Origin of the sequence: Streptomyces sp. NPDC006798 (assembly GCF_040635975.1) — a bacterium.
GTDB lineage: Bacteria > Actinomycetota > Actinomycetes > Streptomycetales > Streptomycetaceae > Streptomyces.
On sequence record NZ_JBEYIS010000004.1, the window covers coordinates 118,738 to 137,562 of the forward strand.

Consider the following 18,825-nt stretch of genomic DNA (forward strand, 5'->3'; position numbering starts at 1 on the left):
CACTGTTTCGACTGGGTGTGGTCCTCGGCGTCGGCGACGGCGCCGTCGCCGACGCTCGTCAGGGTCCGCTCGGGCCGCGCCGTGTGGCCCGCCGCCGGGCCGGACCGCTCGGGGCCCGCGGTTCCGTGGACGCAGCGGACGCCGTTGTTCCCTCGGGGCATGTCCCCCGGGCGCGCGATGGTCACAGGCGGCCTCCTGATTGCGTGTGTCGTGGTGCCCCGCCCCCGCAGTGCCCCCCGCAACAAAGTTGACCAGCCCCGGACCGGACGTGGGGCGGTTTTGGTAAAGGTCCCTGTTGGTTGACGGTGGTTTCAGCCGATTCAGGGGTTCATCACGACGAGATCGTCCCTGTGTACGACTTCCCTCTCGTATTGCGGACCGAGTTCGACGGCCAGTTCGCGGGTGGAACGCCCGAGCAGGGCGGGCAGCTCCCTGGCGTCGTAGTTGACCAGGCCACGGGCGACGGCCAGGCCACGGGTGTCGCGGAGTTCCACCGGGTCGCCCGCGGTGAACTCGCCCTCGACGGCCGCGATCCCGGCCGGGAGGAGCGATTTACGGCCCCGGACGACGGCCTCGACGGCCCCGTCGTCGAGGACGAGGGCGCCCCGGGGGGTGGAGGCGTGGGCCAGCCACAGCAGCCGGTCGGCGGAGCGCCGTCCGGTGCGGTGGAAATACGTCCCGGTGGCCCGGCCCGCGAGGGCGTCGGCGGCGCGTACGGCGGAGGTGAGGACGACCGGGACCCCGGCGGCCGTGGCGATCCTGGCCGCCTCGACCTTGGTGACCATGCCGCCGGTGCCGACCCCGGCCCGTCCGGCGCTGCCGATCTCCACGTGTTCGATGTCGGCCGGGCCGCGGACCTCGTCGATCCTGGTCGTCCCGGGCCTGGCCGGGTCGCCGTCGTACAGCCCGTCCACGTCCGAGAGCAGGACCAGCAGGTCGGCCCGGACGAGATGCGCGACGAGCGCCGCGAGCCGGTCGTTGTCGCCGAAGCGGATCTCGTCGGTGGCGACGGTGTCGTTCTCGTTGATGACCGGGATCGCGCCCATGGCCAGCAGTTGGTCGACGGTCCGGTAGGCGTTGCGGTAGTGGGCCCGGCGGCTGGTGTCCTCGGCGGTGAGCAGCACCTGGCCGACCCGGACCCCGTACCGGGCGAAGGAAGCGGTGTAGCGGGCCACCAGCAGGCCCTGGCCGACGCTGGCGGCGGCCTGCTGGCGGGCGAGGTCCCTGGGTCTGCGGGCGAGGCCGAGCGGGGCGAGACCGGCGGCGATGGCGCCGGAGGAGACCAGCACGATCTCCTTCTCACCGCCGCTGCGGACCTTGGCGAGTACGTCGACGAGAGCGTCGACGCGGTCGGCGTCGAGGCCGCCCGACGCGGTCGTCAGGGACGACGAACCGACCTTGACGACGATCCTGCGGGCCTGTGTCACCTGCTGTCTTGCCTCTGTCACGGACCGAATCTATGCCAGGGGGGCGGTCCGGCGCCGGGAGTTTCAGCCGCTGGACACTTTCCGGCCGGGCCCGGACCCGAGCCCTGCCGGAGGCCCTGCCGGAAGCCCTGTCCGGCGCCCGGGTGCGGGCCGGATCCGGGCCGGGGACGCCGGCGACCGTACGCCGTCAGCCCGCGACCGGCTCCTGCGGCGCGCCGTCCGCCCCGGCCCGGGGCGACAGGGGCCGCTCGGCCGTCTCCTCGGGGCGGCGGGCCGGGACGGCCTGTTCCCCGATCCGGCGGGCGACGCCCCGGTTGCGGGCCTCGGCCGTGGTCTGGAGCGCCCGTACGGCGGCGTTGAACCGTTCCATGGAGGTGGGGTGGTCGGGGCCGAGCAGGTAGTGCTTGAGTTCGCGCCGGGCCCCCGCCAGCGGATCGTCGCCGGGCGCTGCGACGGCGGCCAGCAGTTCGTCCAGTTCGGTGGCGTCGTTGCCGAGGATCACGGCCGCCCCGGCGGCGGTGTACTGCCGCCGGAACTCGTCGGCGCCGAGCCCCGCCGAGTCGGTGATGGCGTACGGCTTGCCGCTGGCCATGAAGTCGGAGACGACGCTGGAGATGTCGGAGACGAGGGCGTCGGACTCGTTGAAGCAGTCGTAGAGCCGGGGTTCGTTCCCGGTCACGACGCGGTGCTCCCACCAGCCCGCCGCGCTCCAGTACGCCTCGTTCCACTCGGACCGCAGCCGGGCCGCCAGGGCAAGCCGGCCGGGGTCGGCGAGGGAGTCCCGGGAGCGCTCCGCCTCGTCGGCGCCGGGCCGTTCGGGCCCCCGCAGCCGGGCGAGTCCGGCGTCGATCCGGGCGGCGCGGGCGGCGGCCTCCTCCCGGGCGCGCCGGTCCCCGGCGCTCCCGGCGGCCCAGCGGGGGTCGGTACGGCGCTCGGCCGCGGCGGCTTCGACCAGGGCCGTGACCCGTTCGTGGGCGGCCCTGGCCCGGGGGTCGCGGAGCCCGGTGAAGGGGTGCGGCTTGTAGAGGACCCGGACGGGGGGTTCGGCGGCCAGCAGCCGCCGGACGATGTTCTCCCCGGCGAGCAGCAGGGACGTATTGCCGGGGTCGTCCTCCCAGCCCTCCCAGGTGGGCGCGTACAGCACGGTCGGGATCGGGTGTACGGGCCGGTCCCCGGCGCGGGCGATGGGGGCGAGCTGGGGGCGGCCGACCTCGACGACTCCGCCGTCGGGGACGCCGACATCGGCGACGGCGTAACGGTCGCGGCCCGCCCGGCCCGCGGTCCACACCTCGTCGTACACCTTGCTGAACGGGTTGACCGAGGCCAGCTTGTCGCTGTCGCCGTGGCCGATGAAGACGTGCTTCATGGTGGGCCTGCGGAGCAGATGGATGTTCTTGCCGACGTTGGCCGCGTAGAGCGCGACCCGGACGGTGGAGAGGTCGAGGTTCATGGCGTGGGTGCCGCCGGGGACGCAGAGGACGGGTACCGGGGTCTCGTTGAGCCTGGTCATCAGCTCCCGCTCGCGCATCAGGATCAGCGGGCGGCCGTCGATCCGTTCCATCGTCTCCAGCCACATATTGGCCTGGTAGGCGGAGGCGCCGCTGCCGGAGAAGTAGAGGACGACGGTGGGCCGGTAGGCGCGCAGCCAGTCGTTGACGGCGTCGAGGACGGTCGCGGCGGGCGGTACCCGGCGGGTGAGGAGGTACGGGACGAGGACCGCGGTGTAGAGCAGGCCGAGGCCGAGGGCGGCGGCGATGCCCGCATAGCCCACGAGGTCCTCGCCGGTGGCGGCGGCGAGCAGCACCCCGGCGACGGCGGGCAGATCGAGATGGAGCATCTTCCGGGCGGCGCGGCGCAGCAGGAACCGCGGCGGGGCGTCGGGGATCCGCAGCGGGCCCGGGGGGATGTTGCGGGTGGCGACGGGCAGGGTGCGGTGGGAGCGGATCAGGGCCGTGAGGGCGCCGTGCGGGGCCTGGAGGCCGTGGAAGACCAGGAATCCGGCGACGGCGGTGAAGAAGAGGGTCGTCTCGGCGAGGCCCGCGCGGGCGAGCAGCAGTACGAGCAGCAGTTGGCGGATGAGGAACCGGATGGAGAGTCCGGCCCGTACCTTGCTGAGCCGGTTGACGAGATAGCTGCCGCGGTGGTGGAGGTACCAGTCGGCGAGATAGGTGAGGGCGGCGGCGGCAGCGAAGAAGGGGACGTGCGGCAAGAGCGCGGCGAGCAGGACGGCGGGATAGCCGAGTCCGATGAGGGCGGCGGCGGCCAGTTCGGACCGGCTGCCGACGCGCGCCAGGCGCATGGCGGTCGAGATCACGGAGAACCTGCTCCAGACGGTGCCCGGCGGTGGCTCCGCGGCGCGGGCGGCGGAATCGTGGCGGACAGAGGGGCTGACGGAGGGGGTTGGGAGGGGTGAGAGGGGACGGCTCGGGAGGGCCTGAGGGCGGGGACCGCGAGCGGGACCCGGGACGGGGTCGTACGGCGGGGGGTTTGCGGCGGGGGTCTTACGGGAGCGGCGGTGGCGGGGCCGCCCCGGGTGCGGGCGGCCGGAGCGACGGGCCGTCCGGTCGCCGGATCAACGGACCGCCGGTCCGCGGGGTTACGGGCCCGGACCGCGCACGGACCGCCGGAGAACGGGGCCGAGAGGACCGGCGGGACCCGTAGGACCGGTTGACCGGATCCGCCGGCCGGCCCGGCGGATCGGCCCGGCCGGTGTTCGTCAGACCGCGCTCTGCCGGTCGAGCACCGCCGCCAGGGCGTGCTCGAAGCCCGACGCCTCGCCCGCGCCCCGGGTCGGGTCCTGGCGGCGGACGTCCACGACGTGCCCGGTCAGTTCGGAGAGGAGGACGTCGAGCGACGTCCGGGCGACGGCCTCGGAGGAGAGCAGGCTGCCCGCGGGCTCGGTGCCGAAGGCCCGGGTCCGCATGGGTGTCGCGGTGCGTTCGGGGTTGACGCAGTTGACCCTGATCCCGTCGGCCGCCCATTCGTCGGCCAGCGCCTGGGTCAGATTGACCATGGCGGCCTTGGTGGACGAGTAGAGGCTGTACTCGGCCCGGCCCCGGGTGTAGCTGGACGAGGTGTAGAGCAGCAGTTGCCCCTGTGTCTCGGCCAAGTACTTGTAGGCGGCGCGGGCGATCTGCACCGGTGCCAGATAGTTGACGTGCAGCGCTTCCAGGATGGTGCTGTTGTCGGTCTCGGCGAGCCGTCCGATCCGCAGCAGCCCGGCGGTATTGATCACATAATCGATCCGGCCGGTCTCGGTGTAGGCCCGGGAGAGGGCGTCGTCCACGTGCTCGGGGTTCTCCACATGGGTCCCGGTCGTGGAGCGGCCCAGGGCGTAGACCCGGGCCCCGTAGCCCCGGGCGAGGGCGGCGACGTCGGCGCCGATGCCGTACGAGCCGCCGAAGACGATCAGGGTGCGTCCGGCCAGGAGTTCGCGGTAGGCGTCCGCCCCGGCCTGGGCGGGGGCGGCGGTGGAGGCGAGCTGGAACAGCTTGTCGGCGATGAAGACGTCGACGGGCTGGGTCACCTTCATGTTGTACTCGTCGCCCGCGACGACATGGATGGGGACGTCCGGCAGATACCGCAGGACGACCGAGCAGTCGTCGGTGGCCTGGAAGTTGGGGTCGCCGGCGGCGAGTTCGTACGCCCGCCGGATCGTGGAGAGCTTGAACGCCTGCGGGGTCTGGCCCCGGCGCAGCCGGGAGCGGTCGGGGACGTCGGTGATGAACTCGCCGTCCTCGCCGTGGGTCCGGGTGACGACGATGGTGTCGGCGGAGGGGATGGCGACGTCGACGGCCCGGTAGCGGCCCAGCGCGTCGACGCAGTCCCGGATGACGCGCTGCGACAGCAGCGGCCGGACCGCGTCGTGGAAGAGGACGTTGGCGTCCTCGCCGGGCGCGGCGTCCGCGCCGAGGGCGGCGATGGCGCGCTCCGTGGTCTCGTTGCGGGTGGCGCCGCCCTCGATGACCCGCCGGACCTTGGTGAGACCCGCCTTGGCGACGATCCGTTCGACGTCCGGGACGAAGCCGGGCGCCATCAGCACGATCACGTCGTCGACGGCGTCGGCCTGTTCGAAGGCGGTCAGGGTGTGCTCGATGACGGCCTTGCCCGCGATCTTCAGCAGCTGCTTGGGGATCGACAGTCCCACGCGTTGCCCGGTGCCGCCCGCGAGCACGACGGCCGTGGTGCGCGGGGTGGCTGGATGTGATGCGGACACAGACGGACCTACCTCGATCGAGACGGGTGCGGAGCGGAGCGATGTTTACACTCTCCGTGACCATCCCGCAACGCGGCGGAGCGTCCTCGCGCGGTGTTCGGACCCGGGATCGCGCCTTCGCGCCCGGGTCCGTACCGGCGCGGCGGGGGGTTCCCTCGGCGCGCCCGGGGCGGGACGGCCCGGGGGCCGCCCCGCCCGGCGACCGGCCGGACAACTGCCCGGAACGGACAGGTCCAACCGGTTCATCAGCGGTTTCTTGTCTCCAGTACCAGCCGGTTGGCCGGATCGAAGGACAGTCGCAGCACGATCAGCCGCTGGTCCTGGCCGCGGATCTTACGAATCACCCGGCGGGCCAGCAGCAGGGGCCGCTGCTCGTGCAGCAGTACCTCGGGATAGCCGATGACATCACTCTTCCGGAGCACGTCGTCAAGGAGCCGTCCGACGGCCGCGGGGCGCTGGTCGGGGTGGTAGCGGAGCCACAACTCCCAGGACTCGTCCTCCTGTTCACGGCGGTCGGCGACCGTCTCGCAGTCGAGGACGACGGAGAAGCCCCGGGTGCCCTCACGGGTGCCGTGGAAGACGATCTCGTCGTCCGGGTCGCCGCCCCGGCGCAGGACCAGGGTCGGCTCGCCCGCGGGTTCGACCGTGCCGAGGATCCGGCCGGTGAGAGTGAGCCGGTGCTCGTCGATCGTGAGATCACCGGCCTCGACATGCTGCCGGCGGGCCCAGGATCGCAGGACCAGCCGATGGGCGGGGGGTTCGCGGAAGGGCACGAGATGGTGGACGGCGGCGTCCCGGGCGAACCGGTCGGCGGCGGCCAGCGCGCCGCGCTGGTCGACGGTACGCGCCGTCAGTACGGCCCGGCCGCCGGTGCCGGGGCCTTCGGCGTAGCAGACCCAGTGGCCGTCGGCGAGCTGGGCGTCGGCCGGGACGACGGCGGTGCCGTCGGGCGCGAAGAGGATGGACCGTTCGGCGCTCGCGGCGGGAGCCTGGCCGTTCGCGGAACCGTTCCGGCTCCGGGAGCCGCCCCGGGCGCCCTTACGGCCCTCGCCCCGGCCCTTCTTCCCACCGCCGGAGCCGCCCGGGCCGCCGGACGCCGCCGCGCCGGAGGGGTGCTCGGTGCCCTGGTCCACCCGGGCGCAGATCAGCCGCAGTCCGGGGTGCTTCATCGCGGCGGCGGCCGGGGCCACGATCCGTACGGTCACCGAGCCGTCGGCCTCGGCGACACAGTCGGCGACCGGGGCGAAGGCGCGGACCCCGGGGGCGGGCCGGTTCCGGTGGCGCTGCCGGGCACCGAGGGCGGTGAACAACTCCTCGTACCGTCCGGCGATCACGGCCGGGTCGAACTCCGCCGCGCGCTCGATCGCCGCCGCGCCCAGCCGTCGGCGCAGTTCCTCGTCCCCGACCAGCCGGAGCAGCGCGGCGGCGACGGCCGTGCTGTCGCCGACGGGGACCAGGAAGCCCTGCTCGCCGTCGGTGACGATCTCCCGGGGGCCGTGGTCGCAGTCGGTGGCGACAACCGGCAGTCCGCACCGCATGGCCTCGACCAGACCGATGCCGAAGGGCTCGTGGCGGGAGGTGTTGACGGCGACGGACCCCTTGATCCACTCGGTCTCCATCGCCGCGCAGGAGCCCATCAGCTCGACCCGGTTGTGCAGACCGAGGCGGTGGGCGACCCGGCGGACCCGCTCCCGGTCGGGCCCGGGGCCGTAGAGGCGCAGCCGCCAGTCGGGGTGGACGGCGACGACCCGGGCGAAGGCGTGCAGCAGGGCGTCGTACTGCTTCTCGCGGGTGATCCGGCCCGCCGCCGCGACGACGGTCCGCTCGGTGAGCCCGGCGGGGGGCGCGATCGGCGCGGGGACCCCGTGCGGGATGTGGAGGACCCGGGTATCGGGGTCGGGCAGCCGCTCCCGCCAGCCGTCGGCGTCGGCCGCGGTGAGCGTGACCAGGGCGTCCAGGACGTCCAGCCGGGGCGCGAGTTCGGTGACCAGCTCGGGGGTGTGCTGGCGCAGGCTCTTGTGCTCCTGGCCGATGAGAATCGCGTTCTGCGGGGCGTACGGGCCGACGGCGGGGACCAGCGCCGGACGGGTGGCGATCACCACATCGGCGTCCGACGCCTCGTAGTGGGCCCGGATCCGGTCGTCGGTGAGCCGGCTGTACTGCCCGAACCGGGGCTCGCGGCGCGGGATCAGCTCGGACGGCTCGCGGTGGGCCGCGGCGTCCGACTCGTTCCCGGGGCCCCCGGCCCGGACGTCGACCAGGTCGACGAGGGTGATGGCCGGGTCGATGGCGTACGGGGGATTGTCGTGGTGCCGGAGGACCGACACGATCTCCACCTCATGCCGGCCGGCCAGCGCCTCCGCGAGATTGAGCGTGCCGCGGATGGTGCCACCGATGCCGTAGATCGAGTGTATGAGGAAGGAAATCTTCATCTGGCTCCGTTCGCAGTCCCGGGACGTCGTGGCACACGCGCACGACCCGCCCGGAGCCGGGACCTCCGCGGTACGGCGGAGGTGGCGGGGCAACGGGTCGCGGCGGGCACCATTCTCCCGAACGCGGGACGTGCGACACGCCGTCGCCCGTCGCGCCGGGCACGGCGCGACGGGCGGTTCCGGGCGCCGGGGCCCGCGAGGGCCGTCAAGGGGCGCTGGGGGTCCCCCCATTGCCGAAGGCATAGGGGGCGGAACTGCGCGCTCGGCCACGCACGGTCCGAGGACCGCTGGCGGGCGTACGTGGCAGACGCCGTCGGCGTCCTTCGCGGCGGGATCCCGCCGTGGAGGTGATGCGGAATTCCGCCCGCGCGCCGCCCGTGGCTGGTCGCGCAGTTCCCCGCGCCCCCGACACCCCCGGGCCCGAGCCCGCCGAGAAAGCGGGCCCACGAAGGCCTTCACAGGGCGCAGGCGTTGTCAGTAGCGGCGCTCGGGAGAGCGTTGAGGGGCGCGGGGAACTGCGCGAACAGCCACGGACGGCATGTCGGCGGAACTCCACGTCACCTCCACGGCGGTATCCCGCCGCGAAGGGGGCTCGGGCCCCGGCCTCCGAGGAGGCGGGGCCGGGCCCGCACGGGCTACTGGAAGGGGTCGAAGTCGTCGTAGGCGCGCTCCGCGTCGTCGCGTTCCGCGTCGCGGTCGCGGCGGCGCTGGGCCGCGGGGCGCGGGGCCTCCAGGCGGTGGTCCTCGCCACGGCGGCCGAGCATCTCCGCACCGGCCATCACGGTCGGCTCCCAGTCGAAGACGACCGCGTTCTCCTCGGGGCCGATGGCGACGCCGTCGCCCGCCCGGGCTCCGGCCTTCACCAGCTGCTCCTCGACGCCGAGACGGCTGAGCCGGTCCGCGAGGTAGCCGACGGCCTCGTCGTTGTTGAAGTCGGTCTGGCGTACCCAGCGCTCCGGCTTCTCGCCGCGGACCCGGAAGATCCCGTCCTCCTCGCGGGTGACGGTGAAGCCCGCGTCGTCGACGGCCTTGGGCCGGATGACGATCCGGGTCGCCTCCTCCTTCGGCTTCGCGGCGCGCGCCTCGGCGACGATCCCGGCCAGGGCGAACGACAGCTCCTTCAGACCGGTCCTGGCGACGGCGGAGACCTCGAAGACCCGGTAGCCGCGGGATTCCAGATCGCCGCGGACCATCTCGGCCAGATCCTGGCCGTCCGGGATGTCGATCTTGTTGAGGACGACGACCCGGGGGCGCTTGTCCAGACCGCCGTACTGCTTCAGCTCCTCCTCGATCACATCGAGGTCGGAGAGGGGGTCGCGGTCCGATTCGAGGGTGGCGGTGTCGAGGACGTGGACCAGTACCGAGCAGCGCTCCACGTGGCGGAGGAATTCGAGCCCGAGGCCCTTGCCCTGGCTGGCGCCGGGGATGAGACCGGGGACGTCCGCGATGGTGTAGACGGTGGACCCGGCGGTGACGACGCCCAGATTGGGCACCAGGGTCGTGAAGGGATAGTCCGCGATCTTCGGCTTGGCCGCGGAGAGCACGGAGATCAGGGACGACTTGCCGGCCGACGGATAGCCGACGAGGGCCACATCGGCGACGGTCTTCAGCTCCATCACCACATCGCGGGCCTCACCGGGCTCGCCGAGCAGGGCGAAGCCGGGGGCCTTGCGGCGGGCCGAGGCCAGCGCCGCGTTGCCGAGGCCGCCGCGGCCGCCCTGTCCGGCGACGAAGCTGGTGCCGTGGCCGACCAGGTCGGCCAGTACGTTGCCGTGCTTGTCGAGGACGACGGTGCCGTCCGGCACCGGCAGGATCAGGTCGCGGCCGTCCTTGCCGGAGCGGTTGCCGCCCTCGCCGGGCTGGCCGTTGGTGGCCTTGCGGTGGGGGCTGTGGTGGTAGTCGAGGAGGGTGGTGACCGACTGGTCGACGACGAGGATCACATCGCCGCCGCGTCCGCCGTTGCCGCCGTCGGGGCCGCCGAGGGGCTTGAACTTCTCACGGTGGACGGAGGCACAGCCGTGGCCTCCGTTACCCGCGGCGACATGCAGCTCGACGCGGTCCACGAAGGTGGTCATGGGATGTCCTCCAGAAGGGGTCACTGCCGGGGGGCCGGGTGACCGGCCGGGATCTCGTACGGGACGGGTCGGCGCCCTGGGGCGCGCCGTCTCCTCTTAACTGCTAACACGCGAAGGGCGGATCCGCTTCCCGCGCGGGCCCGGGAAGACCCGGGACCGCTTCGGGGAGCGAGATCCGCCCTCGCGAACGTTCTGGCTGGTGCCTGTGTCAGGCGACCGGAACGATGTTCACGACCTTGCGGCCACGGTGACGGCCGAACTCGACCGCACCGGCCTGCAGCGCGAACAGGGTGTCGTCGCCGCCGCGGCCGACGCCCGAGCCGGGGTGGAAGTGGGTGCCGCGCTGGCGGACCAGGATCTCACCGGCGTTGACGACCTGACCGCCGAAGCGCTTCACGCCGAGCCGCTGAGCATTGGAGTCGCGACCGTTCCGGGTGGACGATGCGCCCTTCTTATGTGCCATCTCTCCTCAGTCCCTTACTTCGCAGCCGCGGGGATGCCGGTGACCTTGATCGCCGTGTACTGCTGGCGGTGGCCCTGGCGACGGCGGTAGCCGGTCTTGTTCTTGTAGCGAAGGATGTCGATCTTGGCGCCCTTGTGGTGGTCCACGATCTCGGCCTGAACCTTGATCCCGGCCAGCACCCACGGGTCGCTGGTCACGGCGTCGCCGTCGACAACGAGCAGGGTAGAGAGCTCTACCGTGTCGCCAACCTTGGCGGTGGGAATCTTGTCAACCTCAACGATGTCGCCGACAGCAACCTTGTGCTGGCGACCACCGCTGCGCACGATGGCGTACACGCGGATCTCTCTCTCGCTCGGAAACGGGAACCCCTGAAGCCAGCCGCCCGCACGGCCCCGGAGGACCGTGACTGTCCGGGTGGGTGAGCGGCCTCTCCGGGCGGCGGCGATGACAGCCACCGGAGGGAAGGTGCTCAGGAGCTGGCGTGCGACAGACACGCCGACGGCCAAGGGTACGGGGCGGCCGCGCCAAGGGTCAAACCGGGCCGGGCCGCTCCCGGCACCGCCGCCCGGGTGCGGTACCGGCTCGGCGCAGCACCGGGCCCCGGGCCGCCGTCCCGGCCGGTCAGGGGCGCGTACGGCGGGCACGCTCCCGGCCCCTCCCGATCCCGTACGGCCCGACCCGCCGGGGCTGCCAGCGCACGGCTCGTACGGCCCTCACGACCGGCCCGTCGCCGCCGGTCCCGTCCCGGCGACCGTGCGGCCCCGGGCCGGGCCGGGCCGCGCGGAAGCCCGTACGCCCCCGCACGCGTACACCCCGTACGCAAAGGGCCGTGGCCCCTCCCACGGACGCGGGAGGGGCCACGGCTCGGACCTGCGGGGCCGTACGGCCCCCGAGGGTCACCCCTCGGTGGTCGCCGTCACCGTCGCCGGCGCCTGCTGGGCTGCCGCGGCGGTCTTCTTCGTACCGGCCTTCTTCGCGGTCGTCTTCTTCGCCGCGCTCTTCTTGGCCGCCGTCTTCTTGGTGGCGGCCTTCTTCGCGGTGGCCTTCTTGGCGGTCTTGCGGGCCGCCTTCTTGGCCGGGGCCTCGGTACCGGCCTCCGGCGCCTCCGCACCGGCGGCGGCGATCACCACGACCGCGCCCGCGTCGCCCTCACCGGCACCCGTGGGGGAACCGGCGGGAGCGGTGACCTTACGGACCACCCGGCGCCGGGCCCGCGGCGGCGCCGCGGCCTCCGGCTCGGCCACCGGCGCCTGCTCGGCGACGGGCGTGACGGCCTCGGCGGGCGCGGCGGCCTCGGCGGGCTTCGCCACCACGACCACCTCCGGCTCCGCGACCTCGGCGCTCTTCGGCGCTCCGGCCGGGGCGGACGCCTTACGGGTCGCCCGGCGACGGCCACGGCCCGCCGGAGCGGACTCGGGCGCCTGCTCCGGCTCGGCGACCGGCTCCGCCACCGGCTGCTCGGCCACCGGCTCCGGCGCGACCTGCGCGGCCTCCGGCCGCGCCGCCGCCTTCGGCGCGCCACCGGGCGCCGAAGCCCGGCGGGTCGCCCGGCGACGGCCGCGGCCGCGCTGTGCGGCGGCCTCCGCCTCGGCGGCGCTGTTGTACAGCTCCTCGTCCGGTACGAACTCGGGCTCGGCCAGCGCGACCGGCTCGGCCACCTCGGCCGCGAGCTCCGCCGCCGACTCGGCCTCGGCCGGCTCGGTGGTGTGCTCGTGCTCCTCGGTGGTGTGGTCGTGCGCCTGGGCGGCGTCCCCGCCGCGTCCGCGCTTCTTGGACCGCTTGCCGCCACCGCCGCCGCCACCGGCGGACGTGGCCTGGTCCATGTGGACGATGACACCGCGCCCGTTGCAGTGGACACAGGTCTCGGAGAAGGACTCCAGCAGCCCCTGGCCGACCCGCTTGCGGGTCATCTGCACCAGACCCAGCGACGTGACCTCGGCAACCTGGTGCTTGGTCCGGTCCCGGCCCAGGCACTCCAGCAGCCGCCGCATCACCAGATCGCGGTTGGACTCCAGCACCATGTCGATGAAGTCGACCACGACGATGCCACCGAGGTCGCGCAGCCGCAGCTGGCGCACGATCTCCTCGGCCGCCTCCAGGTTGTTCCTGGTGACGGTCTCCTCCAGGTTGCCGCCCTGGCCGGTGAACTTACCGGTGTTGACGTCGACCACGATCATGGCCTCGGTCTTGTCGATCACCAGCGAGCCGCCGCTGGGCAGCCAGACCTTCCGGTCCAGCGCCTTCATCAGCTGCTCGTCGATGCGGTAGGTCGCGAAGACGTCGACCTCGCTCGTCCAGCGCTGCAGCCGGTCGGTGAGATCGGGCGCGACGTGCGCGACATAGCCGTGGACGGTCTCCCATGCCTCGTCACCGCTGACGATGACCTTGGAGAAGTCCTCGTTGAAGATGTCGCGGACGACCCGGACCGTCATGTCCGGCTCGCCGTAGAGCAGGGTCGGCGCGCCGCCGCCCTTCGCCTTCTTCTTGATCTCGTCCCACTGCGACTGGAGGCGTTCGACGTCGCGGCGCAGCTCGTCCTCGCTCGCGCCCTCGGCGGCGGTGCGCACGATGACGCCCGCGTCCTCGGGGACGATCTTCTTGAGGATGGTCTTCAGCCGGGCCCGCTCGGTGTCGGGCAGCTTACGGCTGATCCCGGTCATCGAGCCCTCGGGCACATAGACGAGATAGCGGCCGGGGAGGGAGACCTGGCTGGTCAGCCGGGCGCCCTTGTGGCCGATCGGGTCCTTGGTGACCTGGACCAGCACGGACTGGCCGGACTTCAGCGCCGCCTCGATCCGGCGCGGGCCGTGGCCCATGCCGAGCGCCTCGAAGTTGACCTCACCGGCGTACAGGACGGCGTTCCGGCCCTTGCCGATGTCGACGAACGCGGCCTCCATCGACGGCAGGACGTTCTGCACCTTGCCCAGGTAGACATTGCCGACGTACGACGTCGACTGCTCCTTGTTGACGTAGTGCTCGACGAGGACGTCGTCCTCCAGCACGCCGATCTGGGTGCGCTCGCCGCTCTGGCGGACGACCATGACGCGCTCGACGGCCTCGCGGCGGGCCAGGAACTCGGCCTCGGTGATGATCGGCACCCGGCGGCGGCCCTGCTCGCGGCCCTCGCGGCGGCGCTGCTTCTTGGCCTCCAGACGCGTCGAGCCCTTGATGGACTGGACCTCGTCGGACGCCTCCTCGCGGGTGCGGGTACGCGGCTCGCGGACCTTGACGACCGTACGCTCCGGGTCCCCGGCGGCCTGCTCGTCCTCGTGCCCGGCGTCACCGCTGCGACGGCGGCGGCGACGGCGGCGACGGCTGCTGGCGGAGCCCGTACCGCCGGAGGCCGTCTCGTCCTGCTCGTCGGCGTCGTCGGCGGCCTCGGCGTCGTCCTCGTGGACCGCCTCGGCGGTGTCGTCGTCGGACGCCTCGGCGTCGTCGGCCTCGGTCTCCTCACCGGACTCGGCGTGCTCGGCGGACTCGCCGCGACGACGGCGGCGGCCACCGCGACGACGGCGGCGGGAGGGCCGGTCCTCGGAGTCGTCGTGGTCATCGGCGTCGTCGTCGGCCTCGGCCTCCGGCTCGGGCGCCGAAGCGGTCGCGGCGGTCTTGACGGGCTCGGGGGTCTCGGCGACCGGCTGCTCGGCGGGCTCGCCCCGACGGCGGCGGCGACGGCGGCCGGACGGCTCGGCGACGGGCTCGGCCGGGGCCTCGACCGTCTGCTCGGCCTCGACGCCCCCGGTCGCCTCGGCCTCGGCGGCCTCCTCGAGCTCGTCGACATCGGCGTCGTACACCGTGGCGGCAGCGGCGGCGGCCGTCTCCGGCGTCTGGAACATGGGCTCGGCGAAGACCGGGGCCTGGAAGACGGCGACGGCGGGCCGGGCGGCGCGGCGGGCGGTCGAACCGGCATCCGCGGCCTCGGCGGTGAACTGCGGGGCGACGACCCGGCGGCGGCTGCGGCCCCGGCCCGTGGCGGGCTCGGCGACCGGCTCGGCGGGCTGCGCGGCGGCGGCCTCGGCGACCGGCTCGGGGGACGTGGTCTTACGGGTGGCCCGGCGGCGGGCGCGCGGCGCGGGCGCCTCATCCGCCACCGGCTCAGCGGCGGCGACCGGCTCGGCGACCTCTTCCACGGCGGCCTCGGCGACCGGCTCGGGAGACGTGACCTTACGGGTCGCGCGACGACGGGCACGCGGCGCGGGCGCCTCATCCGCCACCGGCTCGGCAACCTCCGAAGCAGCCTCAGCCGCCTCGGCGACCGGCTCGGCGGCCGTGGTCTTACGGGTGGCCCGACGACGCGCACGCGGCGCGGGCGCCTCCTCGGCGACCGGCTCGACGGCCTCGTCGGTCTCCACGGCGGCGGCCTCGGCCACCGGTTCGGGAGACGTGACCTTACGGGTCGCGCGACGGCGCGCACGCGGCGCGGGCGCCTCATCCGCCACCGGCTCGGCAACCTCCGAAGCAGCCTCAGCGGCCTCGGCCACCTCGGCGACCGGCTCGGCGGCCGTGGTCTTACGGGTGGCCCGACGACGCGCACGCGGCGCGGGCGCCTCCTCGGCGACCTCGTCGGTCTCCACGGCGGCGGCCTCGGCCACCGGCTCCGGCGCGCTCACCGCGCGGGTGGCCCGGCGGCGCTTGCGCGGGGCGGCCTCCTCCGCGACGGTCTCGGCCTCGGCGGCCTCGGCCACCACGGGCTCGGCGGCGGCGACCGGCTCGGCCGACGCCGTCTTACGGGTCGCCCTGCGACGCGCACGCGGCGCGGGCGCCTCATCCGCCACCGGCTCGGCGGCGGGCGTCACGGCCTCACCGGCGGCCCCGGCGGGCGGTCCCGCCGGGCGGGAGGCGGCGCGGCGGCGGCGCGGCGGCAGGGTGTCACTGGGGCTGTCGGCCCCGGGGGCGGTGCTTCCGGTGGTACCGGATTCGTTCGACTCGTGCATGCGGGCGGTTCTCCCGTCACGCTCCCGGGCGGACGCGCTCACGGTCCGGCCTTGGTCCGCGCTCGGCGCGGTGATGCCGTCCGGGGCGGGGCCGCCGCACGGGAGCTGAATTGTCTGGCTCGCCGGTTCCGTGCGCGATGTACACACGGCCTGGCGAAAGTCTTGTGGTCTTCCGCGGCCCGACCCAGGTGGCTTCCGCGTACAAGGGCCGCGCTGCGACGACGGTCCGGTCGTGAACGGGGCCGGACCCGCGTCCCCGAGGGGGACGCCCTCGCGTCATCGAGGGGAGGCGGTCCCGGCGGCCGTAGCTGATGCGGCCGGTACTGCCTCGCGGTCGACTGCGAGCGGGTCGGTCACCGTGCCGGACTCCTCGTCGAAGAGCCCCTGCGCCAGCCTGGTCACCGCTGCGGGGACCGGCGGCGCCAGGTCGGCCACAGCGCGGAGACCGGACAGGACGTCGTCGGGTCGTACGGCAGGCGTCACGTGCCGTACCACCAGCCGCAGTATCGCACAGGGGCCGGTCGACGGCCCATCGGTCTGTGGAGGGAGCACCTCGAGAGAGGCGACGGCGCCCCGCGCGTCGAAGGCGCGCATGCCGTTCTTGGTGCGCCGTTCGACCTCGACGGCGTCGGCCGCGAGAAAGGCTTCGACGGCTCGTTCGGCGTCCGCGATCGCGACCCGGTCGAGCCGCAGCTCCCAGACGGAGGCGGTCAGCCGGTCGGCGAGTCCGGGGGTCCTGGCCTCGACTGCGTCGACGATGTCGAGTCCGTCCGGCAGCGACTCGTCCAGCAGCTCACGGAGCGTGCCGGGGTCGCTGTGCCGGGTGAGGGCGATCTCCAGATACTCGGCCTCGGAGCCGGTACCGGTGGGGGCGGCGTTGGCGTACGACACCTTGGGGTGCGGGGTGAAGCCCGCCGAGTACGCCATCGGCACCTCGGCCCGGCGCAGCGCCCGCTCGAAGGCGCGTTGGAAGTCTCGGTGGCTGGTGAACCGGAGGCGGCCGCGCTTGGTGTAGCGCAGGCGGATGCGCTGTACCGCGGGTGCGGGCGGCGGGCCTTCGGGCTGTCGCTTGCCCAGTGGTTCTTCTCCTCGGTGCGGGGCGGTCGCGGGTGACGCCGCCCTCGGAATGCTGGGTGTCCCGTGGGGGCCGGCCCGGCTTTCACCCGCTGCTCGCGGGGAAGCCCGGGGCGGGCCGCCGCTGTCGGTGACAGTCGTTCTACTACCCAGAGTACGCGCCGGGACCACCACCGGTTCCCCGGGTTCCGGTGGCGGTTCGGCGGAGGTACGGGGCAAAGCCCGCCCGGGACCGCTACTTGACCACGGTCAGCGGCAGCAGCTTCTTGCCGGTGGGGCCGATCTGGATCTCGGTGCCCATCTGCGGGCAGACGCCGCAGTCGAAGCAGGGCGTCCAGCGGCAGTCCTCGACCTCGGTCTCGTCGAGGGCGTCCTGCCAGTCCTCCCAGAGCCAGTCCTTGTCGAGGCCGGAGTCCAGGTGGTCCCAGGGCAGGACCTCCTCGTAGGTACGCTCCCGGGTGGTGTACCAGTCGACGTCCACGCCGTAGCCGGGGAGCGCCTTGCCGGCGCAGGCCATCCAGCGGTCGTACGAGAAGTGCTCGCGCCAGCCGTCGAACCGGCCGCCGTCCTCGTAGACGGCGCGGATGACGTCGCCGATCCGGCGGTCGCCGCGGGAGAGCAGTCCCTCGACGATGCCGGGCTTGCCGTCGTGGTAGCGGAAGCCGATGGAGCGGCCGTACTTCTTGTCGCCGCGGATCTTGTCGCGGAGCTTCTCCAGCCGGGCGTCGGTGGCCTCGGCGGAGAGCTGCGGGGCCCACTGGAAGGGCGTGTGCGGCTTGGGGACGAAGCCGCCGATGGAGACGGTGCAGCGGATGTCGTTGGAGCCGGATACCTCCCGGCCCTTGGCGATGACGTTGACCGCCATATCGCCGATCTGGAGGACGTCCTCGTCGGTCTCGGTGGGCAGTCCGCACATGAAGTACAGCTTCACCTGGCGCCAGCCGTTGCCGTAGGCGGTGGCGACCGTACGGGTCAGGTCCTCCTCCGAGACCATCTTGTTGATGACCTTGCGCATCCGCTCGGAGCCGCCTTCGGGGGCGAAGGTGAGGCCGGAGCGGCGGCCGTTTCGGGTCAGCTCGTTCGCCAGGTCGACATTGAAGGCGTCGACCCGGGTGGAGGGGAGGGAGAGCCCGATCTTGTCCTCTTCGTACCGGTCGGCCAGGCCCTTGGCGACCTCGCCGATCTCGGAGTGGTCGGCGCTGGAGAGGGAGAGCAGGCCGACCTCTTCGAAGCCGGTCGCCTTGAGGCCCTTGTCGACCATCTCGCCGATGCCGGTGATGCTGCGTTCCCGGACCGGGCGGGTGATCATGCCCGCCTGGCAGAACCGGCAGCCGCGGGTGCAGCCGCGGAAGATCTCCACGGACATCCGCTCGTGGACGGTCTCGGCCAGCGGGACCAGCGGCTGCTTGGGGTAGGGCCACTCGTCCAGGTCCATGACGGTGTGCTTGGAGACCCGCCACGGCACGCCGGAGCGGTTGGGCACGACCCGGCCGATCCGGCCGTCGGGCAGGTACTCGACGTCGTAGAAGCCGGGGACGTAGACCCCGCCGGTCCTCGCCAGCCGGAAGAGCACCTCCTCGCGGCCGCCGGGGCGGCCCTCGGCCTTCCAGGCGCGGACGATGTCGGTGATGTCGAGGACGGCCTGTTCGCCGTCTCCGATGACGGCGCAGTCGATGAACTCGGCGATCGGCTCGGGGTTGAAGGCCGCGTGGCCGCCCGCGAGGACGATCGGGTCGTCGATCCCGCGGTCCTTCGCCGCGAGCGGGATGCCCGCGAGATCGAGGGCGGCCAGCATGTTGGTGTAGCCCAGTTCGGTGGAGAAACTGAGGCCGAAGACGTCGAAGGCGCCGACGGGCCGGTGGGAGTCGACCGTGAACTGCGGGACGCCGTGCTCCCGCATCAGCTCCTCCAGGTCCGGCCAGACGCTGTACGTCCGCTCGGCGAGCACACCCTCGCGCTCGTTGAGTACCTCGTAGAGGATCATGACGCCCTGGTTGGGCAGTCCGACCTCGTACGCGTCCGGGTACATCAGCGCCCAGCGGACGTCACACGACTCCCACGGCTTGACGGTGGAGTTCAGCTCACCGCCGACGTACTGGATCGGCTTCTGCACATGCGGGAGCAGAGCCTCGAGCTGTGGGAAGACCGACTCGGCAGCAGACATCTCAGAGATCTCAGGGCTTTCGTGAGCTGGCAGGGGTGACCAT

General features: G+C 73.4%; 10 protein-coding genes and 1 pseudogene (1 of these 11 only partly in view). All 11 read right to left on the reverse strand.

The genetic code is table 11. The features are described 5' to 3' along the window. Positions 1–62 (reverse strand): annotated as a pseudogene (locus ABZ714_RS03995) (hypothetical protein); it reaches 460 nt to the left of the window's first position. A gap of 258 nt (positions 63–320) precedes the next feature. Continuing rightward, the gene (gene proB, locus ABZ714_RS04000) at positions 321–1,427 is read right to left on the reverse strand and encodes a glutamate 5-kinase (RefSeq protein WP_358823636.1); all 1,107 of its coding nucleotides are present in this window, start codon (positions 1,425–1,427) and stop codon (positions 321–323) included. A gap of 187 nt (positions 1,428–1,614) precedes the next feature. Further along, positions 1,615–3,741: a hypothetical protein gene (locus tag ABZ714_RS04005; protein WP_358823545.1), complete on the reverse strand. Its 2,127-nt coding sequence runs from the start codon at positions 3,739–3,741 to the stop codon at positions 1,615–1,617. 402 nt (positions 3,742–4,143) lie between these two features. After that, the gene (locus ABZ714_RS04010; RefSeq protein ID WP_358823546.1) at positions 4,144–5,643 is read right to left on the reverse strand and encodes a bifunctional cytidylyltransferase/SDR family oxidoreductase; all 1,500 of its coding nucleotides are present in this window, start codon (positions 5,641–5,643) and stop codon (positions 4,144–4,146) included. 245 nt (positions 5,644–5,888) lie between these two features. After that, complete coding sequence (locus ABZ714_RS04015; RefSeq protein ID WP_358823547.1) at positions 5,889–8,075, reverse strand: glycosyltransferase family 4 protein; 2,187 nt, start codon at positions 8,073–8,075, stop codon at positions 5,889–5,891. A gap of 635 nt (positions 8,076–8,710) precedes the next feature. After that, positions 8,711–10,150, reverse strand: coding sequence for a GTPase ObgE (obgE, locus tag ABZ714_RS04020; RefSeq protein ID WP_358823548.1), 1,440 nt, complete (start codon positions 10,148–10,150; stop codon positions 8,711–8,713). Positions 10,151–10,358: 208 nt separating this feature from the next. After that, positions 10,359–10,613, reverse strand: a complete 255-nt coding sequence (gene rpmA / locus ABZ714_RS04025; RefSeq protein WP_358823549.1) for a 50S ribosomal protein L27 — start codon at positions 10,611–10,613, stop codon at positions 10,359–10,361. 14 nt (positions 10,614–10,627) lie between these two features. After that, positions 10,628–10,948, reverse strand: a complete 321-nt coding sequence (rplU, locus tag ABZ714_RS04030) for a 50S ribosomal protein L21 (protein ID WP_056558958.1) — start codon at positions 10,946–10,948, stop codon at positions 10,628–10,630. Between the two features lie 561 nt (positions 10,949–11,509). Continuing rightward, positions 11,510–15,544 carry an Rne/Rng family ribonuclease gene (locus ABZ714_RS04035; protein ID WP_358823550.1) on the reverse strand — a complete coding sequence of 1,345 codons (4,035 nt, stop codon included), beginning with the start codon at positions 15,542–15,544 and terminating at the stop codon, positions 11,510–11,512. A gap of 276 nt (positions 15,545–15,820) precedes the next feature. Further along, positions 15,821–16,621: a TIGR03936 family radical SAM-associated protein gene (locus tag ABZ714_RS04040; protein ID WP_358823637.1), complete on the reverse strand. Its 801-nt coding sequence runs from the start codon at positions 16,619–16,621 to the stop codon at positions 15,821–15,823. 232 nt (positions 16,622–16,853) lie between these two features. Further along, complete coding sequence (locus tag ABZ714_RS04045) at positions 16,854–18,782, reverse strand: TIGR03960 family B12-binding radical SAM protein (protein ID WP_358823551.1); 1,929 nt, start codon at positions 18,780–18,782, stop codon at positions 16,854–16,856. Positions 18,783–18,825 lie beyond the last annotated feature (43 nt).

Coding starts and splice junctions, on each gene's coding strand:
- rpmA (WP_358823549.1), bottom strand. CDS start 10,613: ATGGCACATAAGAAGGGCGCATCGTCCACCCGGAACGGTCGCGACTCC.
- ABZ714_RS04035 (WP_358823550.1), bottom strand. CDS start 15,544: ATGCACGAGTCGAACGAATCCGGTACCACCGGAAGCACCGCCCCCGGG.
- obgE (WP_358823548.1), bottom strand. CDS start 10,150: ATGACCACCTTCGTGGACCGCGTCGAGCTGCATGTCGCCGCGGGTAAC.
- ABZ714_RS04045 (WP_358823551.1), bottom strand. CDS start 18,782: ATGTCTGCTGCCGAGTCGGTCTTCCCACAGCTCGAGGCTCTGCTCCCG.
- ABZ714_RS04015 (WP_358823547.1), bottom strand. CDS start 8,075: ATGAAGATTTCCTTCCTCATACACTCGATCTACGGCATCGGTGGCACC.